At 71.5% G+C, this 26820-nt stretch carries 14 protein-coding genes, 1 tRNA gene and 1 rRNA gene; 12 read left to right on the top strand and 4 right to left on the bottom strand.

Features of this window, described 5'->3' with window-relative positions; translation table 11 throughout:
• From rrf to ACFYTE_RS24020, 3 genes are all read left to right on the top strand, one after another.
• A 5S ribosomal RNA gene (gene rrf, locus ACFYTE_RS24030) occupies positions 1-93 on the top strand; the annotation flags it as partial.
• 113 nt (positions 94-206) lie between these two features.
• Positions 207-869, top strand: a complete 663-nt coding sequence (locus ACFYTE_RS24025) for a DegT/DnrJ/EryC1/StrS family aminotransferase (protein ID WP_388713904.1) — start codon at positions 207-209, stop codon at positions 867-869.
• 86 nt (positions 870-955) lie between these two features.
• Positions 956-1028 (top strand) — tRNA-Thr (locus tag ACFYTE_RS24020).
• A gap of 73 nt (positions 1029-1101) precedes the next feature.
• Here the strand turns inward: ACFYTE_RS24020 and ACFYTE_RS24015 are convergent.
• Positions 1102-3849 (bottom strand): SpoIIE family protein phosphatase, encoded by a 2748-nt coding sequence (locus tag ACFYTE_RS24015; RefSeq protein WP_388713887.1) that lies wholly within the window; start codon positions 3847-3849, stop codon positions 1102-1104.
• Between the two features lie 399 nt (positions 3850-4248).
• On the opposite strand from ACFYTE_RS24015, the gene ACFYTE_RS24010 reads away from it, so the two are divergent.
• The 9 genes from ACFYTE_RS24010 to ACFYTE_RS23970 all read left to right on the top strand — a co-directional run bounded on the left by ACFYTE_RS24010 (position 4249) and on the right by ACFYTE_RS23970 (position 18558).
• Positions 4249-9708: a HAMP domain-containing protein gene (locus tag ACFYTE_RS24010; RefSeq protein WP_388713884.1), complete on the top strand. Its 5460-nt coding sequence runs from the start codon at positions 4249-4251 to the stop codon at positions 9706-9708.
• 187 nt (positions 9709-9895) lie between these two features.
• Positions 9896-10579, top strand: a complete 684-nt coding sequence (locus ACFYTE_RS24005; RefSeq protein ID WP_388713881.1) for a two-component system response regulator — start codon at positions 9896-9898, stop codon at positions 10577-10579.
• Between the two features lie 124 nt (positions 10580-10703).
• Positions 10704-13403, top strand: coding sequence for a DNA translocase FtsK (locus ACFYTE_RS24000; protein ID WP_388713878.1), 2700 nt, complete (start codon positions 10704-10706; stop codon positions 13401-13403).
• 269 nt (positions 13404-13672) lie between these two features.
• Entirely contained in the window at positions 13673-14515 is an 843-nt protein-coding gene (locus ACFYTE_RS23995; RefSeq protein WP_388713875.1) for a RodZ domain-containing protein, read from the top strand.
• A 93-nt stretch (positions 14516-14608) separates the two neighbouring features.
• Positions 14609-16108, top strand: a complete 1500-nt coding sequence (rimO, locus tag ACFYTE_RS23990) for a 30S ribosomal protein S12 methylthiotransferase RimO (protein ID WP_388713873.1) — start codon at positions 14609-14611, stop codon at positions 16106-16108.
• On the top strand, positions 16105-16848 hold the full coding sequence (gene pgsA, locus ACFYTE_RS23985; protein ID WP_388713870.1) for a CDP-diacylglycerol--glycerol-3-phosphate 3-phosphatidyltransferase: 744 nt from the start codon (positions 16105-16107) through the stop codon (positions 16846-16848). Before rimO ends, pgsA begins: the two co-directional genes overlap by 4 nt.
• Complete coding sequence (locus ACFYTE_RS23980; protein ID WP_388713868.1) at positions 16845-17390, top strand: CinA family protein; 546 nt, start codon at positions 16845-16847, stop codon at positions 17388-17390. Before pgsA ends, ACFYTE_RS23980 begins: the two co-directional genes overlap by 4 nt.
• A gap of 109 nt (positions 17391-17499) precedes the next feature.
• Entirely contained in the window at positions 17500-17874 is a 375-nt protein-coding gene (locus ACFYTE_RS23975) for a helix-turn-helix domain-containing protein (protein ID WP_016432287.1), read from the top strand.
• A 210-nt stretch (positions 17875-18084) separates the two neighbouring features.
• Positions 18085-18558: a Dps family protein gene (locus tag ACFYTE_RS23970; RefSeq protein ID WP_388713901.1), complete on the top strand. Its 474-nt coding sequence runs from the start codon at positions 18085-18087 to the stop codon at positions 18556-18558.
• 651 nt (positions 18559-19209) lie between these two features.
• On the opposite strand, the gene ACFYTE_RS23965 is transcribed toward ACFYTE_RS23970, so the two are convergent.
• The 3 genes from ACFYTE_RS23965 to ACFYTE_RS23955 all read right to left on the bottom strand — a co-directional run bounded on the left by ACFYTE_RS23965 (position 19210) and on the right by ACFYTE_RS23955 (position 26445).
• Complete coding sequence (locus ACFYTE_RS23965) at positions 19210-19974, bottom strand: SDR family NAD(P)-dependent oxidoreductase (RefSeq protein ID WP_388713863.1); 765 nt, start codon at positions 19972-19974, stop codon at positions 19210-19212.
• 32 nt (positions 19975-20006) lie between these two features.
• Positions 20007-20849, bottom strand: a complete 843-nt coding sequence (locus tag ACFYTE_RS23960; RefSeq protein ID WP_388713860.1) for an Fpg/Nei family DNA glycosylase — start codon at positions 20847-20849, stop codon at positions 20007-20009.
• A gap of 544 nt (positions 20850-21393) precedes the next feature.
• Positions 21394-26445, bottom strand: a complete 5052-nt coding sequence (locus ACFYTE_RS23955) for an ATP-dependent helicase (RefSeq protein WP_388713857.1) — start codon at positions 26443-26445, stop codon at positions 21394-21396.
• Positions 26446-26820: the final 375 nt, after the last annotated feature.

Below are 26820 nucleotides of genomic sequence, written 5' to 3'. Positions count from 1 at the left end.
ACGCCCGGTTACATTCCGAACCCGGAAGCTAAGCCTTACAGCGCCGATGGTACTGCAGGGGGGACCCTGTGGGAGAGTAGGACACCGCCGAACTATTCTTCAAGGGTTGGGCTCTGAACTTCGGTTCGGGGCCCAACCCTTTTTTGTTTGCCGTAACGTGACGTTCACGTTGCGCGCTCAGCATCCAGCACATGGGTACTGCTGCCATGCTCAGGGCCGCCGGTGTCGGAGTCGGTGACGAGGTCGTCGTGCCGGCCTTCGGGAACGTCGAGGTCGCCGAGGCCGTGACCCTCGCCGGTGCGCTCCCGGTGTTCGCCGACATAGACCCGGTGACCTACTGCCTGGACGCCTCCGCCGTCGAAGCGGCCGTAACCTCCCGTACCGCGGCGGTCGTGGTCGTGCACCGCTTCGGGCGGCGGGCGGACCTGGGGCAGTTGCACGGGACAGGGCGGCGGCACGGGCTCCTGGTGCTGGAACGGATCGAGTCCGAGGTGCCGTACGACGAGATCGCCCAACGGCGGCAGCGGGCCGCCTACCTCGACGCCAGGCTGCGCGGCGTACGCACCCCCGACGGCGGTGACGGGCACACCTTCCAGCAGTACGTCGTGCGCGTGCCCGGGAACGGCAGGCCGGACCGGGACGCCTTCGCACGGGCCGTACGGGCCAGGGGAGTTGAGTGCCGGGTGCCGGTGAAGACGCCCGTGCACCGGATGCCGGAGTTCCGTCGATGCGTGTCGCTGCCGGAGACCGAGCGGGCCGCCGACGAGACGCTGGCGCTGCCCGTGGACGCCTCGTTGACGAAGCGGGACATGCAGCGGATCGCCTCCGCGTGCAATGCGCTCGGCGGACTGCTTCAGCCCGCCTTCTGAGCGGCACTGAACGAGTTTGGGAGCACGGCTGCACTCAGGGTATGCTCTGGTCCGTTGCCGCGAGGGAAACCTCAAAAAGGCGACAGGCCCCTATAGCTCAGTCGGTAGAGCGTCTCCATGGTAAGGAGAAGGTCAACGGTTCGATTCCGTTTGGGGGCTCCGATGAGAAAGGGCCCCACCCGACCGGGTGGGGCCCTTTCTCATGCCTCGATTCCTTCTCGGCCCTTCCGTCCTACTGGAGTTCCGGGACGCGCATCGCCAGGATGGCCATGTCGTCGGACGGCGCGTCGGAGGCGAAGCGTTCCACCGCGCGCATGATGCGGGCCGCGACCGCGCCCGCCGTCAGGCCCGTGCAGGTGGTGAGGACGTCCGCGAGTCCGTCGTCGCCCAACATGCGGGAACCCTCACGGCGTTCGGTGACGCCGTCCGTGACGCAGAGCAGCACGTCGCCCGGGTCGAGGGTGACCGTTTCCTCGTACAGCTCCAGATCCTCGATGACGCCGAGGAGGGGCTGGGGTTCGGCCGCCGGCTCCACCGTGCCGTCCTGGCGCAGCCGCAGGGGGAGCGGGTGGCCGGCGCACACCACCTTCAACTCCGCGCTGCCGTCCGCCTGCGGGCGCATCTCGCCGTACAGGAGCGTCAGGAACCGGCTGCGGGAACCCTCGTCGAGGATGGCCGAGTTCAGGCGTTCCAGGACCGAAGGGCCGCTCAGGCCCTCGCGGGCCAGCAGGCGCAGCGCGTGGCGGGCGAGGCCGGTCACGGCCGCCGCGTTGGGGCCCGTGCCGCAGACGTCGCCGATGGCGAAGCCGTAGGCGTCGTCGCTGATCGGGAAGACGTCGTAGAAGTCGCCGCCGACCTCGTTGCCCTCGCCGGCCGCGCGGTAGATGACCTCGACCTCGACGCCCTCGATGTGCGGGGTGCCCGGCGGCAGCAGGCTGCGCTGGAGGGCCTGGCTGATGGCCGTGCGCTCCGAGTACAGCCGGGCGTTGTCCAGGGCCAGTGCGGCCCGGCGGGACAGGTCCTCGGCCAGTTCGAGGATTTCCTGCCGGAAGTGTTCGTCGGTCGGCTTGCCCAGGGTCAGCATGCCGATGACGCGGTTGCGGGCGACGAGCGGCAGGACCACGGTCTCGCCGCCGACCGCGGCCGCCGTGGCGAGCGTCGGGCCGATGCCGGCGGAGACCTGGTGGGGCGGTCCGCCGGTCAGGCCGAGGCTGCGCATGGAGGTGCGCAGCGCCGCCTGGTGGGCCACCTCGCCGGGGGCCGTCCAGACCCGGGCACCCGGAGTGGGCACCGGATCCGGCGGCGCGATCTTCGACAGCAACGACTTGATGCCGTCGATGAGTTCCTCGTCCTCGTGCAGGACATACGACAGATAGGGGTCCGAGGCCTGGTCGGCGATGGTGTAGACGGCGCACCAGGTGGCCAGGGTGGGCACCGTCATCTGGGCCATCAGGGCCAGCGTCTGGTCCCGGTCCAGGGTGCCGGCGAGCAGGTCGGAGGCCTCCACGAGGAAGCTCAGCGAGCCACGGCGCAGCCGCTCCAGTTCGCCCAGGCGGGCCGATTCCACGGCCAGGGCGATGCGGTCGGCGGCGAACTGGAGGCGCAGGGCCTCCTCGTTGGAGTATCGGCCGGGCGCCTCCGCGGCGACGCCCAGGGAGCCCGTGAGGCGGCCCTCCACCTTGAGCGGGACGGTGACCACCGAGCGCATGCCGGTGCCGGCCAGCAGCGGAACGGCGCCCGGGACGGCCGTGAGGTCGTCGTGGACGGCGGGCATGCGGGCCGAGCCGTACCGGCCGGGGCCCGCCTCGACGGGCACGCGCGCGAAGCGCTGACGGGCCGAGGGCAGGCCGGTGGAGGCGCGGACCTCCAGCTCCGTTTCGTCGTCGGTCGCCAGCAGCAGGAAGGCGGAGTCGCCGTCGAGCATGTCGCGGGCGCGCTCCACGGTGCGCTGGAGGAGGCCGTCGAGGTCGTCCGGGGCGGGGGAGCCGATGAAGACCTCGAACGGGTCCGTGCTCTGGCCGTCGGAGGCCGGGGGAGTGTCGGAGGCCGGGACGCGCAACGGAGTCTGCAGAACGGCGCGTTCGTGGTCCCGCACCAGCAGGCAGACGGTGGAGGGTTCGCCGCCCGTGTCGCGTACCCGCAGGTGCGAGGCGTACACGGAGGTGACCCGGCCGTCGGCGCCGCGGATGCCGTAACTGCCCTCCCAGCGCGACAGGCGCAGCGCCTCCACGATGCCGGTGCTGGTGCCGGGCGTGTGCGGCCAGGCCGCGAGATCGGTGAGGGGCTTGCCGGTGACCTGGTCGGCGGTGTAGCCGAACAGGTCCTCCGCGTCCTCGTTCCAGGACGTGATGGCGCCCTCGCGGTCGATCTGGACGACCGCCACGCGGACCCGGCCGTCGGCGAGCGGGAGCAGGTCGGCGGGCAGCGACGGTCCGGCCGCGCGGGTGCCGACCGGCCGTTCTGGCAGGTCGAGTTGGAACCAGACATTCTTGTGCGTGGGCGTGTACTCGACACCCCAGCGGGCGGCCAGGGCCGCGCACAGCTGGAGTCCGCGGCCGCCCTCGCGGTCCGGGCTGCCCATGGCGATCGCGGCGCTCTGCACGGGCAGTTCGCGCTCCGGGTAGCGGTCGGCCACCTCGATGCGTACGCCGTCCTCGGTGCGCAGGCACAGCACGTCGGCGTGCGTGCCCGCGTGCACCACCGCGTTGGTGACGAGTTCGCTGGTGAGGACCACGGCGTCGTCGACGATGTCGGCGAAGCCCCAGCCCTGGAGGGTGTCGCGGACGAAGGACCGGGCGGTCGCGACGGATCGTCCGACGGGCTCGAAGCTGGCGGCCGCGCGCGCGGTGATCACAGAACTCCTCGGCCGGTTGTCGACGGGCAGGGCTGCGTGGCCGACCTGCTCACGCCGCTGCTGCGGCATCCGCGCCCCCTTCGGCCGGTCCGGGGGCTGTCCCCCGGGGATCAGTCCCGTGGTCATGGTTCTGCGGCCGTCCCTCCGATGCCCGGTCGTTCTCCTGCCACCGCCCAGGCCGGACGGACCGGTGCGGCTGGACAGCCGCATGCAAGGTTACTTACCTTCGCCGTCCGGACGGATGCCGGTCGCCGGTCTTTACGCCCCCGGGGTGTGTGGACGGTGTGCGAAGCTGCCGAACTGTTATGGCCTGGTTCCGCAGGGGTGAAACACTGGGCAGGCTTCTTGTGAAGGTCCGGACAGGCTGAGTGTGTTCTGTGCACGGGGGGCAGCAGCCCTTGGTGTGGCCGGAGCGCATCTGGAAGAAATACCCAGCAGTAACCGGTACGCCGGAGTAACCGGAACACCGTTCGGCAGTACCCGACGAGCACAGCAGTGACGGTCGAGCCCCGCGGGAGGGACACAGTGGAGTCTGGCGCAGCGACGCGGGCCACGAAAACGCGCGCGAAAGGCGGACGCTCCCTGGGAAAGCAGGGCGGTACCACCACGGTGGACACCGCTGCCCTGAACCGGCTGCTGGCGGCGCTCGTCGCGATGCGCGAGGGGAACTTCCGCAAGCGGCTCACCGTCTCCGGCGACGGCGTGATGTCCGAGATCGCCGCGGTCTTCAACGAGGTGGCCGACCGCAATCTGCACCTGACGGGTGAGCTGTCGCGGGTGCGGCGCATGGTGGGACGTGAGGGAAAGCTCACGGAACGGCTGGAGACGGGGGCCTGCGAGGGCTCCTGGGCCGCCGCGATCGACGCGTCCAACGCGCTCGTCGACGACCTCGTACGGCCCGTCTCCGAGGTCGGCCGGGTGCTGACCGCGGTGGCCGAGGGCGATCTGTCGCCGCGCATGGAACTGCGCACGCACGGGCCGGACGGCACCGGGCACCCGCTGCGGGGCGAGTTCCTCCGGGTCGGGCGGACCGTCAACAATCTGGTCGACCAGTTGTCCACGTTCACGGACGAGGTCACGCGCGTGGCCAGCGAGGTGGGCACCGAGGGCAAGCTGGGCGGCCAGGCCCGGGTGCGCGGTATGTCCGGTTCCTGGAAGGACCTGACGGAGTCCGTCAACACCATGGCCAACCGGCTCACCGCGCAGGTCCGGGACATCGCGCTGGTGACCACCGCGGTCGCCCGCGGTGACCTGTCGCGCAAGGTCACCGTGCATGTGGCCGGCGAGATGCTGGAGCTGAAGAACACCGTCAACACGATGGTGGAGCAGCTGTCCGCGTTCTCGTCCGAGGTGACGCGGGTCGCACGCGAGGTGGGCACCGAGGGCATCCTGGGCGGCCAGGCGCAGGTGCCCGGGGTGGCCGGCGTGTGGAAGGAACTGACCGACTCGGTCAACACCATGGCGGGCAACCTCACCGCCCAGGTGCGGGGAATCTCACAGGTCACCACGGCGGTCGCCAACGGTGATCTGTCGCAGAAGGTGACCGTCCCGGCGCGCGGCGAGGTCGCGCAGCTCGCCGAGACGATCAACCAGATGACCGAGACGCTGCGGATCTTCGCCGACGAGGTCACGCGCGTGGCCAACGAGGTCGGCGGCGAGGGGCGGCTCGGCGGGCAGGCGAACGTGCCGGGCGCCGCGGGGACCTGGAAGGACCTCACGGACTCGGTGAACACGGTGTTCCGGAACCTGACCACGCAGGTGCGGGACATCGCCGCGGTGACCACGGCGGTGGCGAGCGGTGATCTGTCGCAGACGGTCACCGTCGACGTGGCCGGCGAGATGCTGGAGCTGAAGAACACCGTCAACGGGATGGTGGACCAGCTCTCCGCGTTCGGCGCCGAGGTCACGCGGGTGGCGCGGGAGGTCGGGGTCGAGGGCGAGCTGGGTGGCCAGGCGCAGGTGCCGGGCGCCGCGGGGACCTGGAAGGACCTCACGGACTCGGTCAACACGGCGTTCCGCAACCTCACCGGTCAGGTCCGCAACATCGCCCAGGTGACGACGGCGGTGGCCAACGGCGATCTGTCGCAGAAGGTCACGGTCGACGTCTCCGGCGAGATGCTCCAGCTGAAGAACACCGTGAACACGATGGTGGACCAGCTGTCGAGCTTCGCCGACCAGGTGACCCGGATGGCCCGGGACGTGGGCACGGAGGGCCGCCTGGGCGGTCAGGCCCGCGTGGACGGCGTCTCGGGCACCTGGAAGGAGCTGACGGACTCCGTCAACTTCATGGCGGGCAATCTGACCTCCCAGGTGCGGCAGATCGCCCAGGTGACGACGGCGGTGGCGCGGGGCGACCTGTCGCAGAAGATCGACGTCGACGCGCGCGGGGAGATCCTGGAGCTGAAGAACACCATCAACACGATGGTGGACCAGCTGTCCGCCTTCGCCGACCAGGTGACCAAGGTGGCCCGCGAGGTGGGTACCGAGGGCCGCCTCGGCGGGCAGGCGCAGGTGCCCGGCGTGGCGGGCGTGTGGCGCGATCTGACCGACTCCGTGAACGGCATGGCCGGCAACCTCACCGCCCAGGTCCGCAACATCGCGCAGGTGGCCACGGCGGTGGCGCGGGGCGACCTGTCCCAGAAGATCACCGTGGACGCGCGCGGGGAGATCCAGGAGCTGAAGAACACCCTGAACACGATGGTCGACCAGCTGTCGTCGTTCGCCCAGGAGGTCACGCGCGTCGCGCGCGAGGTGGGCACCGAGGGCATGCTGGGCGGCCAGGCGGAGGTCCAGGGGGTCGCGGGCACCTGGAAAGACCTCACGCAGTCCGTGAACTTCATGGCGAACAACCTGACCATCCAGGTCCGCAACATCGCCGAGGTCACCACCGCGGTCGCCAAGGGCGACCTGTCGAAGAAGATCACCGTCGACGCCAAGGGCGAGATCCTCGAACTCGTCACCACGGTCAACACCATGGTCGACCAGCTGTCGTCCTTCGCCGAGCAGGTGACCCGGGTGGCCCGCGAGGTGGGCACCGAGGGGATCCTCGGCGGCCAGGCGCACGTGCCGGGGGTCACGGGCATCTGGAAGGACCTCAGCAACAACGTGAACCTCATGGCCAACAACCTGACCATGCAGGTGCGCAACATCTCCCAGGTGTCGGCGGCCGTCGCCAACGGCGACCTGACCCGTCAGGTGACGATCGAGGCGCGCGGCGAGGTGGCGCAGCTCGCCGACACCATCAACACGATGGTCAAGACGCTGAGTTCGTTCGCCGACCAGGTGACCAAGGTGGCCCGCGAGGTGGGCACGGACGGCATCCTCGGCGGCCAGGCGCACGTCCCGGGCGTGGCCGGCACGTGGAAGGACCTCACCGAGTCGGTGAACCAGATGGCGTCCAACCTGACCGGTCAGGTGCGCAACATCGCCATGGTCACGACGGCCATCGCCAAGGGCGACCTGACGAAGAAGATCGACATCGATGCCCGGGGCGAGATCCTCGAACTGAAGACGACGATCAACACCATGGTCGACCAGTTGTCGAGCTTCGCCGAGGAGGTCACCCGGGTCGCCCGCGAGGTGGGCACGGAGGGCCAGCTCGGCGGGCAGGCACGCGTGCGTGACGTGGACGGCACCTGGCGCGACCTGACCGAGTCCGTGAACGAGATGGCCGGGAACCTGACCCGGCAGGTGCGCGCCATCGCGCGCGTGGCGACCGCGGTGACCCGGGGCGACCTGAACCTGAAGATCGACGTCGACGCGTCCGGCGAGATCCAGGAGCTTCAGGACTACATCAACAAGATGATCGCCAACCTGCGCGACACCACGATCGCCAACAAGGAGCAGGACTGGCTCAAGGGCAACCTCGCGCGCATCTCCGCGCTGATGCAGGGCCGCCGCGACCTGGAGGACGTCGCCTCGCTGATCATGAGCGAGCTGACGCCGGTGGTCTCCGCGCAGCACGGCGCGTTCTTCCTGGCGATGCCGCTGCTCGACGGCAAGGACATGAACGACGAGCGCGAGGACGCCTACGAGCTGCGCATGCTCGGTTCGTACGGCTACTCCATGGGTTCCATGCCGACGTCGTTCCGGCCCGGTGAGGCGCTGATCGGGACGGCCGCCAAGGAGAAACGCACGATCCTGGTGGAGAACGCGCCCAGCGGCTACCTGAAGATCTCCTCGGGGCTCGGCGAGGCGCCGCCCGCCCAGGTGATCGTGCTGCCGGTGCTGTTCGAGGGAACGGTGCTCGGTGTGATCGAGCTGGCGTCCTTCACGCCGTTCACGCAGATCCAGAAGGACTTCCTCAACCAGATCGCCGAGATGATCGCGACCAGCGTCAACACCATCTCCGTGAACACCAAGACCGAGGTGCTGCTGAAGCAGTCGCAGGAGCTGACCGAGCAACTGCGGGAGCGATCGGCCGAGTTGGAGAACCGGCAGAAGGCGTTGCAGGCGTCCAACGCGGAACTGGAGGAGAAGGCCGAGCTGCTGGCCCAGCAGAACCGGGACATCGAGGTCAAGAACACCGAGATCGAAGAGGCGCGGCAGGTCCTGGAGGAGCGCGCCGAGCAGCTGGCGGTCTCCATGCGCTACAAGAGCGAGTTCCTGGCCAACATGTCGCACGAGCTGCGCACCCCGCTCAACTCGCTGCTGATCCTGGCCAAGCTGCTCGCCGACAACGCCGACTCCAACCTGACCCCGAAGCAGGTCGAGTTCGCCGAGACGATCCACGGGGCCGGTTCCGACCTGCTCCAGCTGATCAACGACATCCTGGACCTGTCGAAGGTCGAGGCGGGCAAGATGGACGTCTCGCCGACGCGGATCGCGCTCGTCCAGCTGGTGGACTACGTGGAGGCCACCTTCCGCCCGCTGACCGCGGAGAAGGGCCTCGACCTGTCCGTACGGGTCTCTCCGGAGCTGCCTGCCACGCTCCACACGGACGAGCAGCGTCTGCTCCAGGTGCTGCGGAACCTGTTGTCGAACGCGGTGAAGTTCACCGACTCCGGATCGGTCGAGCTGGTGATCAGGCCGGCCGGTGCGGACGTCCCGGTGGGCGTCCGGGAGCAGCTGCTGGAGGCCGGTTCGCTCACCGACCCGGACGCGGAGCTGATCGCGTTCTCGGTGACCGACACCGGGATCGGCATCGCGGCCAGCAAGATGCGGGTCATCTTCGAGGCGTTCAAGCAGGCGGACGGCACGACCAGCCGCAAGTACGGCGGCACGGGTCTTGGGCTGTCGATCTCGCGGGAGATCGCGCAGCTGCTCGGTGGTGAGATCCACGCGCAGAGCGAACCGGGACGCGGCTCCACGTTCACCTTGTATTTGCCGTTGCATCCGAGCGAATTGCCGCCGCAGGGCTATCAGCAGCCGGCGCCCGCGCTGGCGGCGGGCGACCTGGTGGCCTCCGAGCAGCCGCTGTCCGAGCTGTCCGGCGCCGAGATCGAGACGCCGGCCGAGGTGAAGTCGTACCAGGAGACGCAGAACGGCGCCGCGGCCCTCTTCAGGCGCCGCCGCAGGGGTGCCCCGGTGGTCGAACAGCGGCCCGGGCAGTGGTCGGCCGCCGAGCAGGAACCGGTCCCGCAGGCGTGCCGAGGCGTGCGGTTCGGCGGCGAGAAGGTGCTGATCGTCGACGACGACATCCGCAACGTCTTCGCCCTCACCAGCGTCCTGGAGCAGCACGGCCTGTCCGTGCTGTACGCCGAGAACGGCCGCGAGGGCATCGAGGTCCTGGAGCAGCACGACGATGTGGCGGTCGTGCTGATGGACATCATGATGCCCGAGATGGACGGGTACGCGACGACCACCGCGATCCGCCGGATGCCCCAGTTCGCCGGGCTGCCGATCATCGCGCTGACCGCGAAGGCGATGAAGGGCGACCGGGAGAAGGCGATCGAGTCGGGGGCGTCCGACTACGTCACGAAGCCGGTCGATCCGGACCATCTGCTGACGGTGATGCGGCAGTGGATGCACGAGGAGGCCGTGTGATGGTGTGGGTTTCGGGGAACCATCCGGTCCCCTGCCGCGTTTTTGCTATGTGCACAGTGACATCGCGGTGACAGGGTGTGGTGACGGGCGGGGTGCGGCTACCATGACCGGCACAAGGACGGGCGGCGAAAGGGAGTCGTCCCCTGGGGCGGCGCCCGGTGTACCGCCGGGGCGAGGAGGGCGGGCCATGGTGCAGAAGGCCAAGATCCTCCTGGTCGATGACCGGCCGGAGAATCTGCTGGCGCTGGAGGCCATCCTCTCTGCGCTCGATCAGACGCTGGTGCGGGCATCGTCCGGGGAGGAAGCGCTCAAAGCACTGCTCACGGACGACTTCGCGGTCATTCTGCTGGATGTCCAGATGCCGGGCATGGACGGTTTCGAGACCGCCGCGCACATCAAGCGGCGGGAGCGGACCCGGGACATCCCGATCATCTTCCTCACCGCGATCAATCACGGCCCGCACCACACCTTCCGGGGGTACGCCGCGGGCGCGGTGGACTACATCTCCAAGCCCTTCGACCCGTGGGTGCTGCGCGCGAAGGTCTCGGTGTTCGTCGAGCTGTACATGAAGAACTGTCAGCTGCGGGAGCAGGCGGCGCTGCTGCGGCTCCAGTTGGAGGGCGGCGGCAAGGGCGCGGTCGGCCCCGGCAAGGAGCCGGCGGGGCTGCTCGCGGAGCTGTCGGCGCGGCTCGCGGCCGTCGAGGAGCAGGCGGAGGCGCTGTCCAAGCAGTTGGACGACGAGTCCGCGGACGCGGCGGCGGTGGCCACGGCCGCCCATCTCGAACGCAAACTCACGGGGTTGCGCCGGGCGCTCGACGCGCTGGAGCCCGGCACCGGCGGCGGTGCCCCGACGCTGCCGACACAGAACTGACGCCCGCCCGGCCCGCAGTTGCGCATGAGCGTGCGTCAGTTCCGTGCCCCGTTACGGGCGACACGAACGGGTGAAGCTCTGGGCACGCGTGTCCGCTGTCGTCTCTCCCGGTAATCTCACATCCATGGCCTCACGTCCCTCCGCAGCCAAGAAGCAGCCCGCCAAGAAGGCGGCTGCTCCGGCGAAGGCTGCGGCGAAGAAGGCCCCCGCGAAGAAGGCTCCTGCCAAGAAGGCCGCGGCGAAGAAGCCGGCGCCCAAGCCGGCACCCAGTCCCACCGGGGGCGTCTACCGGCTCGTGCGCGCGCTCTGGCTCGGCCTCGCGCACGCCGTCGGCGCCGTCTTCCGCGGGATAGGGCAGGGTGCGAAGAACCTCGACCCGGCGCACCGCAAGGACGGCGTCGCGCTGCTGCTGTTCGGCATCGCGCTGATCGTCGCCGCCGGCACCTGGGCCGATCTGCGCGGCCCGGTCGGTGACCTCGTGGAGATCCTGGTGACCGGCGCCTTCGGCCGGCTCGACCTGCTGGTGCCGATACTGCTCGCGGTGATCGCCGTGCGGTTCGTCCGCCATCCCGAGAAACCGGAGGCCAACGGCCGCATCGTGATCGGGCTGTCGGCGCTGGTCATCGGCGTGCTCGGACAGGTCCACATCGCCTGCGGCTCGCCCGCCCGCAGCGACGGGATGCAGGCCATAAGGGACGCCGGCGGTCTCATCGGCTGGGCGGCGGCGACCCCGCTGTCGTACACGATGACCGACGTACTGGCCGTGCCGCTGCTCGTGCTGCTCACGATCTTCGGGCTGCTCGTCGTCACGGCCACCCCGGTCAACGCCGTCCCGCAGCGGCTGCGGGCGGTCGGCGTACGGCTCGGCGTGCTGCACGACCCCGAGGGCGACCGGCACGACGAGGACGACGACCGCTACGAGGATCAATGGCGCGAGGCCCTGCCCGCGCGCCCCCGCGGACGCCAGGGCGGCTCCCCGGCGTACGACCCGGACGGTGCCGAGCAGGAGGCGCTCACCAAGCGCCGAGGCCGGCCCAGGCGCTCCGCGGTGCCGCAGCCCGCGCCGGACCGGCGGCTGGACGCCGTGGACATCGCCGCGGCGGCCGCCGCCGACCTCGACGGCGCCGTCCTGCACGGCATGCCGCCCTCGCCGCTGGTGGCCGACCTCACCCAGGGTGTGAGCGTGGGTGACCGCGAGGAGACCACGCCGACGCCGGTCCCGGTCCCGGCCGCGCGCCCCAAGCAGGAGAAACTGAAGGCCGACGCGGTCGTGCCCGACCTGACCAAGGCGGCACCCGACGAGATCCGCGACCTGCCCCCGCGTGCGGAACAGCTCCAGCTGTCCGGCGACATCACCTACTCCCTGCCCTCGCTCGACCTGCTGGAGCGCGGCGGCCCGGGCAAGGCGCGCAGTGCGGCCAACGACGCGATCGTCGCCTCGCTCACCAACGTCTTCACCGAGTTCAAGGTCGACGCGGCCGTCACCGGCTTCACCCGCGGGCCGACGGTCACCCGCTACGAGGTCGAGCTGGGCCCCGCCGTCAAGGTCGAGCGGATCACCGCGCTCACCAAGAACATCGCGTACGCCGTCGCCAGCCCCGACGTGCGGATCATCAGCCCCATCCCCGGCAAGTCCGCGGTCGGCATCGAGATCCCGAACACCGACCGGGAGATGGTCAACCTCGGTGACGTGCTGCGCCTCGCGGACGCCGCCGAGGACGACCATCCGATGCTGGTCGCGCTCGGCAAGGACGTCGAGGGCGGCTATGTGATGGCGAACATCGCCAAGATGCCGCACGTGCTCGTCGCCGGCGCCACCGGCTCCGGCAAGTCGTCCTGCATCAACTGCCTGATCACCTCCGTCATGATGCGGGCGACCCCCGAGGACGTACGCATGGTCCTGGTCGACCCCAAGCGCGTGGAGCTGACCGCCTACGAGGGCATCCCGCACCTGATCACGCCGATCATCACCAACCCCAAGCGGGCGGCCGAGGCGCTCCAGTGGGTGGTGCGCGAGATGGATCTGCGCTACGACGACCTGGCCGCCTACGGCTACCGGCACATCGACGACTTCAACGAGGCCGTCCGGGTCGGCAAGGTGAAGCCCCCGGAGGGCAGCGAACGGGAACTCCAGCCGTACCCGTACCTGCTGGTCATCGTCGACGAGCTGGCCGACCTGATGATGGTCGCGCCGCGCGACGTGGAAGACGCGATCGTGCGCATCACGCAGCTCGCGCGCGCGGCCGGCATCCACCTGGTGCTCGCCACCCAGCGCCCGTCGGTCGACGTGGTCACCGGTCTGATCAAGGCGAACGTGCCCTCGCGGCTCGCGTTCGCCACCTCCTCGCTCGCCGACTCGCGCGTCATCCTCGACCAGCCCGGCGCCGAGAAGCTGATCGGCAAGGGCGACGGGCTGTTCCTGCCGATGGGCGCGAACAAGCCGACCCGTATGCAGGGCGCCTTCGTCACCGAGGAGGAGGTCGCGGCCGTCGTCCGGCACTGCAAGGAGCAGATGGCTCCCGTCTTCCGGGAAGACGTCACCGTCGGCAGCAAACAGAAGAAGGAGATCGACGAGGACATCGGAGACGACCTCGACCTGCTGTGCCAGGCGGCCGAACTGGTCGTCTCCACACAGTTCGGATCGACGTCGATGCTGCAGCGCAAGCTGCGCGTCGGGTTCGCCAAGGCGGGCCGGCTCATGGACCTCATGGAGTCCCGCGGCGTCGTCGGGCCCAGCGAGGGATCCAAGGCCCGTGACGTTCTGGTGAAACCCGACGAACTCGACGGCGTGCTCGCCGTGATACGCGGGGAGTCTGAAGGTTAGGGACGGGCCGTTCGGCGGTCCGAGAGGGGTGGCAGCGGCACCGTGATCCACCTGTTAGAGACCGGCGAGCAACCGTTTCCCTTGGACATACGTCAAGTTGAGCGAGTGGCCAGGCGCGGACCCCGGAGCGGTCCGGGCCTGACCCGTCATCGGGATGACCGGCCATTCCGATGGCGTACAAAGTCGTACTGCCCGGTTGCCCCACCCTTTCACACCCCCCCTAGACTGAACTTCCAGCACAGGTGGCTACACGCTCGAAAGGCGCCCCCGTGTCCATCGGCAACTCCCCTGAAGACGAGCGTCCGTTCCCAGACGTGTCCGAGGAATCCCGAGTCTCCGTCGGCCGCGCCCTCCAGCAGGCGCGCATCGCGGCCGGGCTGACCGTTGACGACGTCAGCAGCGCCACTCGCGTCCGCATCGCCATCGTGCACGCCATCGAGGCGGACGACTTCGGCCCCTGTGGCGGAGACGTGTACGCCCGCGGGCACATCCGGACCCTGGCCAAGGCCGTCCGCCTCGATCCCGCCCCGCTCCTTACGCAGTACGACACCGAGCACGGCGGACGGCCCGCGCCCACGCCGGCCGCACCGCTGTTCGAGGCGGAACGCATCCGACCCGAGCGGCGCGGACCCAACTGGACGGCGGCCATGGTCGCCGCGATCGTCGCCGTGATCGGCTTCGTCGGCTTCACCGCGTTCAAGGGCGGCGACAGCGGGAACGACGCCAAGGCGCAGGTCGCCGAGGGTGCCACGCCCACGACCAGCAAGCCGGCCACGCCGAAGCCGACCGACACCAAGCCCGCCGACCAGACGCCCGCGCCGTCCGACAGCGCCATTGCGGCCGCCCCGCAGGACAAGGTGACCGTCCAGGTGAGCGCCGCCGACGGACGCAGCTGGATCTCGGCCAAGGACCACAACGGCCGGATGCTGTTCGACGGGCTCCTGGAGAAGGGCGATTCCAAGACCTTCCAGGACAGCTCGAAGGTCAACCTCATCCTCGGCGACGCCGGGGCGATCCAGCTCTACGTCAACGGCAAGAAGATCCAGGACGACTTCCAGCCGGGAGCCGTGGAACGCCTCACGTACACCAAGGGCGACCCCGAGGTCGGTTAGGCGGACCCCGGGGGCTGTCCCGTCGGCGGGGTCGGTCATGATCGCCAACCCCGTCGACAGAGGCTGTCAGTGAGACGAAGTAGTCTTGAGCGCATGCCTGAACGCCGTACCGTCGCACTCGTCACACTCGGCTGCGCCCGTAACGAGGTGGACTCGGAGGAGCTCGCAGGCCGCTTGGAGGCGGACGGCTGGCAGCTCGTCGAGGACGCCACGGACGCCGATGTCGCCGTGGTCAACACCTGTGGCTTCGTCGAGGCCGCCAAGAAGGACTCCGTCGACGCACTCCTGGAGGCCAACGACCTCAAGGGGCAGGGCAGAACGCAGGCCGTGGTGGCGGTGGGCTGCATGGCCGAGCGATACGGCAAGGAACTGGCCGACGCCCTCCCCGAGGCCGACGGCGTGCTCGGGTTCGACGACTACGCGAGCATCTCCGACCGTCTGCAGACGATCCTGAGCGGCGGTATCCACGCCGCGCACACCCCGCGCGACCGGCGCAAGCTGCTGCCGATCAGCCCCGCCGAGCGCCAGAAGTCGGCCGCCTCGGTCGCGCTGCCCGGGCACGCGCCGACGGACCTCCCCGACGGCGTCGCCCCGGCCTCGGGACCCCGTGCGCCCCTGCGCCGTCGCCTGGACGGAGCCCCGGTCGCCTCGGTCAAGCTCGCCTCCGGCTGCGACCGGCGCTGCTCCTTCTGCGCCATCCCGTCCTTCCGCGGCTCCTTCATCTCGCGCCGCCCGAGCGACGTGCTGAACGAGACGCGGTGGCTGGCCGAGCAGGGCGTCAAGGAGATCATGCTGGTCTCCGAGAACAACACCTCCTACGGCAAGGACCTGGGCGACATCCGCCTCCTTGAGTCGCTGCTGCCCGAGCTGGCCGAGGTCGACGGCATCGAGCGGGTACGGGTCAGCTACCTCCAGCCGGCCGAGATGCGCCCGGGGCTGATCGATGTGCTGACCTCCACCCCGAAGGTCGCCCCCTACTTCGACCTGTCCTTCCAGCACTCCGCGCCCGGCGTGCTGCGCGCGATGCGCCGCTTCGGCGACACCGACCGGTTCCTGGAACTGCTCGGCACCATCCGGTCCAAGGCCCCGCAGGCCGGCGTGCGCTCCAACTTCATCGTCGGTTTCCCCGGCGAGACGGAGGCCGACCTCGCCGAACTCGAACGCTTCCTGAACCACGCCCGACTGGATGCCATCGGCGTCTTCGGCTACTCCGACGAGGAGGGCACGGAAGCGGCGACGTACGACGGCAAGCTCGACGAGGACGTCGTGGCCGAGCGCCTTGCGCATGTGTCCCGGCTGGCCGAGGAACTCGTCTCGCAGCGGGCCGAGGAACGCATGGGCGAAACCGTGCAGGTACTGGTCGAGTCCGTCGGACAGGACGACCACGGCGCCGTCGGCGACGCCGAGGACGGGGTGTACGGCCGCGGCGCGCACCAGGCGCCGGAGACGGACGGCCAGGTGCTGCTCACGAGCGGCGCGGGCCTGAGCGTCGGTCGTATGGTCGAGGCGAAGGTGGTCGGTACGGAAGGTGTCGACCTGGTGGCCGAGCCGCTTGAGGGCTCGCTCGCGTGTAGTGAGGAGGCGGGCAGATGACGGGAGTCCCGGCATCCGCTGCGGGCGGCTCCTCCGGCGCGCAGGGGGCCCCGGGCTCCGCCGCCGAAGAACCGGCGGGCGCGGCCGTCTCCGGCGCGCAGGGCGCGACGAGGCCCGCGCGCGGCGGGAAACTGGCGGCGGCGGCCGTCAACCAGGCCAGCGTCTGGAACGTCGCCAATCTGCTGACGATGCTCCGGCTGCTCCTCGTCCCCGGTTTTGTGGCACTCATGCTGGCCGACGGCGGCTATGACCCGGCCTGGCGCTCGCTCGCCTGGGCCGCCTTCGCCATCGCCATGATCACCGACCTGTTCGACGGTCACCTGGCACGCACCTACGACCTGGTCACCGACTTCGGGAAGATCGCCGACCCCATCGCCGACAAGGCGATCATGGGGGCGGCCCTGATCTGTCTCTCGGCCCTCGACGACCTGCCCTGGTGGGTGACGGTCGTCATCCTGGGCCGGGAACTGGGCATCACCCTGCTGCGTTTCCTCGTCATCCGGTACGGCGTGATTCCCGCGAGCCGCGGCGGCAAGCTCAAGACGCTCACCCAGGGCGTGGCCGTGGGCATGTACGTGCTGGCGCTGACGGGCTGGCTGGCCACCCTGCGGTTCTGGGTGATGGCGGCGGCGGTCGTGCTGACCGTCGTGACCGGCCTCGACTATGTAAGACAGGCCATTGTGCTGCGCAGGCGGGGAATGGCCGAGCGGACGTCGGTGTTGGAGGAGTCCGAAGGGTGAATTCCGCGGCTGCCGAAGTGGTGCGGCTACTGACCGTGAGAGGCGAGACGCTCGCCGTCGCGGAGTCGCTGACGGGCGGTCTGGTCGCGGCGGAGATCACCGCGGTCGCCGGGGCCTCGAAGTCCTTCCGCGGTTCGGTCACCGCCTATGCCACCGACCTGAAACACCGGCTGCTGGACGTCGACGCCGACCTGCTGGACCGCAACGGAGCGGTGGATCCGCAGGTCGCGGCGCAGATGGCGGCCGGAGTGCGTGCGGCACTCGGCGCCGACTGGGGCATCGCGACGACCGGGGTGGCCGGGCCGGAACCGCAGGACGGCCGCCCCGTGGGCACGGTGTTCGTCGCCGTCGACGGTCCCCGCCGTCCGGAGTCCGGTTCTGCCGGTGGCGGAAAAGTGGAGGCCCTGCGGTTGAACGGTCGGCGTGCGGAAATCCGTATGGAGAGTGTACGGAGCGTACTTGCACTGCTCCTGAAGGAGCTTGTGGGCGAACAGACCGGGAATGAGCGGGCACAGGATACGGAACAGAACGGGGGGTTTTGATGTTTGCAGCCCTGAGTGAACACGACATCGCTCCCCGCACGGCCGCGGCGCGAAGCGGTACGGTGGGGCGAGAAGGATGCGGCTACGCGGTCCGAGGAGGGAGCCACCGATGATTCTGCTCCGTCGCCTGCTGGGTGACGTGCTGCGTCGGCAGCGCCAACGCCAGGGCCGTACTCTGCGCGAAGTCTCCTCGTCCGCCCGAGTCTCGCTCGGCTATCTCTCCGAGGTGGAGCGGGGGCAGAAGGAGGCTTCCTCCGAACTGCTCTCCGCCATCTGCGACGCGCTGGACGTACGGATGTCCGAGCTCATGAGGGAAGTGAGCGACGAACTCGCCCTCGCCGAGCTGGCCCAGTCTGCCGCGGCCACCGAGTCCGTGCCTGCGCCGGTTCGTCCGATGCTGGGTTCCGTCTCGGTGACCGGTGTGCCACCGGAACGGGTGACCATCAAGGCCCCCGCAGAGGCGGTGGACGTGGTCGCCGCGTGACCGTCACGCGCGTGGCCCTGTAACGCGACATGTGGAAGGCCCCGGCCGGGGCCGCCGCGGGGAGAACCCCGCGGGGCGCGGCCGGGGCCTTCGTGCTGTGCGCAGGCCGGGCCCCTCGGCCGTCGGAGTTCACTTTGCGCCCATTTGCCGGTACCGGGCGGGGCGGTCATGGTGGAGGGACATGACCCGGTGAACCAACGGAGGCTGTGGATGTACGTCGTCAAGAGCCCCCTGTCCGATGACGCGGACCTCAACACCGTGGCCGAGGTGCTGCAAGGAGCCCTCGTCGACCTGCTGGACCTCTCACTGGTCGCCAAGCAGCTCCACTGGAACATCGTCGGCCCCCGCTTCCGGTCCGTCCATCTTCAGCTCGACGACGTCGTCACCACCGCCCGCACCCACTCGGACACCGTGGCCGAGCGGGCGGCCGCGCTGGGCGTCCCGCCCGACGGGCGGGCGGCGACGGTGGCCACCGGCAGCGGCATCGGCGTGACGCCCGAGGGCTGGGTCAGGGACGCCGACGCGGTGGGGGCGATCGTGGACGCGCTGGCCGCGGTGATCACACGCATGCGGGAGCGGATGACCGCGACCGCGGAACCGGACCCGGTGACCCAGGACATCCTCATCGGCATCACAGCCGATCTGGAGAAACACCACTGGATGTTCCAGGCGGAGAACGGCTGATCAGGCCGTCGGCGGACGCGCCTCGACCCGGTCGGGCGGCCCCGGCTTCGAGCACGGCGGCCGGGGCGGCGGAGAAGCGGAACGGCGGCGTGGCGTTGGCCACCGGGTGGCTGGTGCTCCTGGATGCGGCTCGGGCCCGGCCGGGGGACACTCACACGAAGGACGGCGAATCTCCGGCGCCGACCGGAAGGAAACCCGGATTCCGCTACCGGAAAGGCGTTCTGGTGCAGATCCATGTGTGATCCGAGACTTCACCACTGGACGTTTGGACATTCTGGGCGGAGAGCGGGTGACGGGCCCGTCCGGCGGGGTCTGTCCGCCCGGAGGGCGTCCGGGTGCGGCCCGGTGCTGCATCGGTGAGCCGTCGATGCGCCTCCACGGCGGGTGAGGCGGCGTTCTAGCGTCCGGCTGGAGGTGAAACGGCCATGGTGCGGCGGACAGTGCGGTGGGTGATGGGCCTGGGGCTCGGGGCGGCGTGGTCGTGGGCCGTCGTACGGATCGTGCTGGGCGCGGATGTGGGGGCACTGGAGGGCGCCGTCGCGGCCGGCGGGTGGGGGCTGAGCGTGCTGCCGGTGCACTGCATGCCGAAGGCGTGTGCCGCGGGCGCCGTCGGGCCGGAGCGGTGGGTGGCCGCCTGGCGGGCCGGTGATGTCACCAGGGCATCGCGACTCCCCCGTTCGGACGCAGGATCTGGCCCGTCGTGAACGAGGACGCGTCGGACGCCAGGTACAGCACGGCGTGCGCGACCTCCTCCGCCTCCCCGACCCGGCCCAGCGGCGACATGCGGTTCATCAGGTTCTCCGTGTGGGCCTGCGCCGCGTCGTCGTGGCGTGCGGTCATCGGTGTGCGGATCCAGCCGGGGGCGACCGCGTTGACCCGGATGCCGTGCCGGCCGACCTCGGCCGCCAGAGTCTTCGTGAGCTGGACCACGGCCGCCTTCGCCGCGCCGTAGCAGAGCAGCCCCGGGCCGCCGGTGTCGACGGCGCCCGAGGCCATGGTGACGATGCTGCCCCCCGCTCCACGGTCGAGCATCAGCCGCGCCGCCTCCTGGCAGGCGTGGAGCACGCCCTTGAAGTTGACGTTCAGCACCCGGTCGAGGTCCTCGTCGGTGGTCTCCAGGACCGGGCTGCTGTGCATGATCCCGGCGACCGCCGCCAGCACGTCCAGACGCTCGCAGGACCGTACGGCCTGCCGCAGCCCGGCCCGGTCGGTGACGTCCAGCCGATGGGTGCGGGCGGTGCCGCCCCGGGCCTTGACGCGGGCCGCCGTCTCACGCAGGCCGGCCGCGTCCCGGTCGGCGCAGTGCACGGTCGCGCCCGCCTCGGCGAGCAGCACGGCACAGGCACGGCCGATGCCGCTCGCGGCGCCGGTGACGAATGCGGTGCGTCCGGTGAGGTCGTACGCGTCGACGGTCATGAACCGACCGTACGAGCGTTTCTGACGGAACGTCAATTGTTGCCGCGGGGGCGGATTCTGCGGGCCTGCGTGGAACCCGGTGCCGGTGCCGGGCCCTGCTGGCAGTGCGGGCACCAGTACGTGGGCCGCTCCCGTGAGCCGTCGCCCTGGTCGGCCGCCCGGACCTGGGTGTGGCAGCGCAGACAGGGGCGGGGCGCCCGGCCGTAGACGAACAGGTCCTGGCCGCGCCGGCCCGTGGTGGTGCGGACCGGCCGGTCGCGGTTGGCCTCCAGGAGCCTCTTGGCGAGGGCGGGCAGCTTCGCGGCGCGGTCGTCGGGCAGGGCGCCCACCGGCAGCCACGGGGTGACGCCGAGCAGGAAGCAGAGTTCGCTCTTGTAGACATTGCCGATGCCCGCCAGGTTGCGCTGGTCGAGCAGGGCCTCGCCGAGGGGCCGGGCGGGGTCCGCGAGCAGGTTGGCGAGTGCGGCTTCCGGATCCCAGTCGGGGCCCAGCAGGTCGGGACCGAGATGGCCCACGGCGCGGGATTCCTCCGTAGTGCGCAGCAGTTGCAGGACCGGCAGGCGGTAGCCCACCGCGGTGTGCTCCCCGGTGCCCAGGATGACGCGGATCTGGTGCGCCGGGCCGCCGCTCCAGCGCTCGCCGTCGCCGTACACCTTCCAGGCGCCGTCCATGCGCAGGTGTGTGTGCAGCGTGAGACCGCCCTCGATACGGGTGAGCAGGTGTTTGCCGCGCGGCGTGACGTCCAGCACCGTGCGCCCGGTGAGATCGACCGTGGCGTACCTGGGCACCCGCAGATCGCTGCGGGTCAGCACCCGGCCCGCGAGCGCGCCGTGCAGCCGCCTCGCGGCCTGCCAGACCGTGTCACCTTCGGGCATGCGTCCAGGGTGGCACGACGGGCAGGGTGGCAGGGCGGGCAGGGCAGCTGGACGGGCGCGTGGTTGTCGACGCACCTGCCTGCGCCGCCGTGGTGTCCGCGGCGCTGGGGTGCGCTGCCGCGGACACCACGGCGGGCGGAGCGGCGTCCGCGCCCGGGGCTGGGCGGGGCCGCGGCGATCCGCCTCCGCGCCGGATTCCGGCGTCCCCAGCCGGCGGCGAACCGTACGCGAATCCGCCGTTGACGAAACCGGTGCGCGCGCCGCGCCGCTCGGGGAACCACTTGCCGACCAGCGGGGCGCGATCCGGCTCGGGGCACCGGCGACGGCCTCCGGCGCGGGGGCGCACGGGACGCAGTAGCGGTGCCTCGGGCCGTGCGGGCGGGGCCGGGCGCGCCGTCGGCTCGAAGGGAGCCGGCTGGGTGCGTGGGACGGTCCGCTCCCGTGTGCCGCCGGACGCCGACGGCGGCCGTGCGGGGCGCATCCGCCACCGCCGCGGCGGGCGGTGCCTGCCCGTGCGCGGATCAGGCGGTGGGCCGGCCGTTGCTCAGGCTCTGAGGCGCAGGCCGCGCGGGGTCGCCACGAAACCGGCTCCTTCCAGGAGAGTGCCGACGGGGGAGGTGAGCGCCGAGGCGCCGTTCACGCGCTCCACCGTGACCGTTCCCAGGGCGCCCGCGCGGGCGGCGGCGGCCAGGGCGTCCGCGGCGGCCCGGAGTCGGGGGTCGTCGGCGGGCTCGGTGTCCGCGGCGGCGGGCCAGGCCAGCAGGGTCTTGCCGCCCCGCTCCATGTAGAGCGTCAGCTCGCCGTCCACCAGCACCACCAGCGAACCCGCCTTGCGGCCCGGCTTGTGCCCGGCCCCGGTCGGCGGCTCGGGCCAGGGCAGGGCCGAGCCGTAGGCGTTCGCCGGGTCGGCCGCGGCGAGGACGACCGCCCGGGTGTCGGCGGCGGAGGTACGGGTACGGCGGCCGCCGTGTCCGGCGCCGTACGGCAGGGCAGGTCCCCCTCGGGGGCCGCCGTGCCCGGGGGAGGCGAGGTCCCTGAGGTCCTTGGAGGAGACGTAGTCGCCCGGTGCGGTGCGGTTCCCGGGGGGCCAGGAGAAGTCTTCCTCCGGGTACGCCCAGTCGGTTCCGCCGGTCCCGTCCGTCCCTTCGGTTCCTTCCGTTCCGCCCGGCCCGCCGAACGTGCCGGAGGCCGGGTCGAACCCGGTGGCCGAAGCGTCGTCGTCGGGCGAGCCGAAGCCCTGGAAGCCCTCGCGCGCGAAGTCGGGGATATCCTCCCCCGTGGATCCCGGGGTGCCGTTCCCCGGGAAGCCGCGCGGGCTGCCGTTCGCGGCGCCGGGGGCGGGCAGGCCGTCGCCGCGCTCGCGGGCGTTCGCGACCGCTCGCACCCGGTCGACCGCCCCGTCCATCGCGAACTGCGCGGCGCCCAGCCCTTCGACGACATAGCCGCGCCGGGCCTGGCCGCTCTCCTCGAAGGCCGACAGGATCCGGTAGACGGCCGAGAAACCGCCCTCCACGCCCTCGGCGGCGACCGCTCCCCGGGTGACCACACCGTGCCGGTCGAGCAGCGTGCGGGCCAGAGCGTGGGCGCGCACGGTGCCGTCCGGCTCGCGCTCCGGGAGCAGGGACCAGCGACCCGCGACGGTCGGCGGGCCGGCGCGGGAGACGGGGCGGGCGGCGGCCGTCAGCGAGCCGTAGCGACCGCGCGGGACGGTGCGCCTGGCCCGGTGGGCCGTGGAGCCCGCCGTGCGGCCCGAACCCAGCAGCGAGCGCATCGGGGTGAGCGTGTCGTTCGTCAGCCGCCCGGACCAGGCCAGGTCCCAGAGGGCATCGGCCAGTTGGGGATCGGTGGCCTCCGGGTGGGTGGTGGCGCGGACCTGGTCGGTGATCTGCCGGAAGAACAGGCCGTAGCCGCCGGAGAGGGCGTCCAGCACCGACTGGTGCAGCGCGGTCAGCTCCAGGGGGTGCGGCGGCGGCAGCAGCAGCGGGGCCGCGTCCGCCAGGTACAGCGACACCCAGCCGTCCTTGCCGGGCAGCGCCCCCGCTCCCGCCCAGACGATCTCACCGGCCGAGGTGAGTTCGTCGAGCATCGACGCACTGTAGTTCGCCACCCGCGACGGCAGGACCAGCTTCTCCAGGGCGGACGCCGGGACGGACGCACCCTGCAACTGCTCGACGGCGCGCACCAGTCCGTCGGTGCCGCGCAGGCCGTGTCCCTTCCCGATGTGCTGCCACTGCGGCAGGAACTGCGCCAGCGCGGGCGGCGGCACCGGCTCCACCTCGTGCCGCAGCGCGGCCAGCGAACGGCGGCGCAGCCTGCGCAGGACGGCCGCGTCGCACCACTCCTGGCCGATCCCCGCGGGATGGAACTCGCCCTGGACGACCCGGCCGCCCGCCGCGAGCCGCTGCAGGGCCCCCTCCGTGACCGCCACGCCCAGGCCGAAGCGGGCCGCCGCGGTGGCCGAGGTGAACGGGCCGTGGGTGCGCGCGTACCGGGCGAGGAGGTCGCCGAGCGGGTCCTTGACCGGCTCGGTGAAGGCCTCGGGCACTCCGACCGGCAGCGCAGTGCCGAGCGCGTCGCGCAGACGGCCCGCGTCCTCGACGGCCGCCCAGTGGTCCGATCCGGCGATCCGGACCCGGATGGCGCGGCGGGCGGCGGCCAGCTCCCCGGCCCACCGTGGGTCGGTGCCACGCTCGGTCAGTTCGGCCTCGGTCAGCGGCCCGAGCAGCCGCAACAGGTCGGCCACGCCCTCGACGTCCTTGACCCGGCGGTCCTCGGTGAGCCACTGGAGCTCCCGCTCCAGCTCGGTCAGCACCTCAGCGTCGAGCAGTTCGCGCAGCTCCGCCTGGCCCAGCAGCTCGGCCAGCAGCCGCGAGTCCAGCGACAGGGCGGCGGCGCGGCGTTCGGCCAGCGGGGAGTCGCCCTCGTACAGGAACTGGGCGACGTAGCCGAACAGCAGGGACCGCGCGAACGGCGACGGCTCGGGAGTCGTCACCTCCACCAGGCGCACCCTGCGGGACTCGATGTCCCCCATCAGCTCGGTGAGCCCGGGGACGTCGAAGACGTCCTGGAGACACTCGCGGACCGCCTCCAGGACGATCGGGAACGAGCCGAACTCGCTCGCCACCTGGAGCAGTTGCGCGGCCCGCTGGCGCTGCTGCCACAGCGGGGTGCGGCGGCCGGGGTTGCGGCGCGGCAGCAGCAGCGCGCGGGCGGCGCACTCACGGAAGCGGGAGGCGAACAGCGCCGAGCCGCCGACCTGGTCGGTGACAACCTGGTCGACCTCGCCCTTGTCGAAGGCGACGTCCGCCGCGCCGACCGGCGCCTGCTCGGCGTCGTAGGCCGTGGACGCCTTCATGGGCTCCTGGTCGAGCAGATCGAGGCCCATCAGGTCGGCGTCGGGCAGGCGCAGCACGATGCCGTCGTCGGCGTGCATGACCTGCGCGTCCATGCCGTACCGCTCGGACAGGCGGGCGCCGAGCGCGAGAGCCCACGGGGCGTGCACCTGCGCACCGAACGGGGAGTGGACGACGACACGCCAGTCGCCCAGCTCGTCGCGGAAGCGCTCCACCACGATCGTCCGGTCGTCGGGGACGTGACCGCACGCCTCGCGCTGCTCGTCCAGATAGGACAGGACGTTGTCCGCGGCCCAGGCGTCGAGGCCCGCGGCGAGCAGTCGCAACCGGGCGTCGTCCTTCGGGAGCGAGCCGACCTCGCGCAGGAACGCGCCCACGGCGCGGCCCAGTTCGAGCGGGCGGCCCAACTGGTCGCCCTTCCAGAAGGGCAGCCTGCCCGGCACACCGGGTGCCGGGGAGACCAGAACGCGGTCGCGCGTGATGTCCTCGATGCGCCAGGAACTGGTGCCCAGGGTGAAGACGTCTCCCACGCGCGACTCGTAGACCATCTCCTCGTCGAGTTCGCCGACCCGGCCGCCGCCCTTCTTCGGGTCCGCGCCGGCGAGGAAGACGCCGAAGAGTCCCCGGTCGGGGATCGTGCCCCCGGAGGTGACGGCGAGCCGCTGTGCGCCGGGGCGGCCGGTGACGGTGCCGGCGACCCGGTCCCACACCACGCGCGGACGCAGTTCGGCGAAGGCGTCGGACGGATAGCGGCCCGCGAGCATGTCCAGGACGGCCGTGAACGCCGACTCCGGGAGCGAGGCGAACGGTGCGGCACGGCGCACGGTGGCCAGCAGGTCGTCGACCTGCCAGGTGTCCAGCGCCGTCATGGCGACCAGTTGCTGGGCGAGGACGTCCAGCGGGTTGGCGGGGACCTTCAGCGACTCGATGGCGCCGGAGCGCATCCGCTCGGTGACGACGGCGGCCTGCACGAGGTCGCCGCGGTACTTCGGGAAGACCACGCCGGTGGAGACGGCGCCCACCTGGTGACCGGCACGGCCGACACGCTGCAGGCCGGAGGCGACGGAGGGCGGGGACTCCACCTGCACGACGAGGTCGACCGCGCCCATGTCGATGCCCAGCTCCAGGCTGGAGGTGGCCACCACGGCGGGCAGCCGGCCCGCCTTCAGGTCCTCCTCGACCAGGGCACGCTGCTCCTTGGAGACCGAGCCGTGGTGGGCGCGGGCGATGACCGGCGGTGCGCCCTGGGCCGCGCCCGACCCGCCCATCAGCTGGGCGGGGGAGTGGTGCTCCTCCAGGGGCTCGCCGGTCGCCCGCTCGTAGGCGATCTCGTTGAGCCGGTTGCACAGGCGCTCGGCGAGGCGCCGGGAGTTCGCGAACACGATCGTCGACCGGTGGGCCTGCACCAGGTCGGTGATCCGCTCCTCCACATGCGGCCAGATCGACGGCCGCTCCGCGCTCTCGCCGCCGTCGGCGACCGGGGAACCGACCAGCTCGCCCAGGTCCTCCACCGGGACGACGACGGAGAGGTCGAACTCCTTGCCTGACTTGGGCTGGACGATCTCCACCTTGCGACGCGGCGAGAGGTACCGGGCCACCTCGTCGACCGGGCGGACGGTCGCCGACAGCCCGATGCGGCGGGCCGGCCTGGGCAGCAATTCGTCCAGCCGCTCCAGGGAGAGCGCGAGATGCGCGCCGCGCTTGGTACCCGCCACCGCGTGCACCTCGTCCAGGATCACCGTCTCGACGCCGGTCAGCGCGTCGCGGGTGGCCGAGGTCAGCATCAGGAACAGGGATTCGGGGGTGGTGATCAGGATGTCCGGCGGGCGTGTGGACAGGGCACGGCGCTCGGCAGCCGGGGTGTCGCCGGAGCGGATGCCGACCTTGACCTCGGGCTCGGGCAGGCCCAGGCGCAGGGACTCGTGCCGGATGCCGGTCAGCGGGCTGCGCAGGTTGCGCTCGACGTCGACCGCGAGGGCCTTGAGCGGTGAGACGTACAGCACACGGCAGCGCTTTTTCGGGTCGGCCGGCGGCGGGGTCGAGGCGAGCTGGTCCAGGGCGGCGAGGAACGCGGCCAGCGTCTTGCCGGAGCCGGTCGGGGCCACCACCAGCACGTCGGAGCCCTCCCGGATGGCCTGCCACGCGCCCGCCTGGGCCGCGGTGGGCGCGGAGAAGGCCCCCGTGAACCAGCCGCGGGTCGCGGGGGAGAAGCCGTCGAGGGCTCGATGTGCGGAGCTGACCATGCGTCCATCCTGCACCCGAGCACTGACAAACGCTGTGACCTGGGCAAATGCCGCCGGTGCCGGTGCCGGTGCCGGTGCCGGTGCCGGTGTCGTGTCGGTGCGGGTGCGGGTGCGGGTGCGGGTGCGGGTGCGGGTGCGGGTGCGGGTGCAGGTATGCCGGGTGCCGACGGCGATCGTGACCGGACCGGCGGGGACCGGGACCGCGCAGACGGGCGCCGCGACCGTGACGGCACCGGCGGGGACCGGGACCGTACTGGCGGGGGCCGCTGATGGCATCGGCGGGGCCAGGTCCGCATCGACGGGGGCCGCTGACGGCATCGGCGGGACCCGGACCGCATCAGCCGGGGCCGCGGCCGGACCGACGGCGGCGTGGCC

It is taken from the genome of Streptomyces sp. NPDC004629 (assembly GCF_042873595.1).
In the GTDB taxonomy this organism is placed as follows: domain Bacteria; phylum Actinomycetota; class Actinomycetes; order Streptomycetales; family Streptomycetaceae; genus Streptomyces.
Note: the sequence above shows the minus strand (reverse complement) of the source record. Positions and strands in the feature narration are given on the sequence as shown.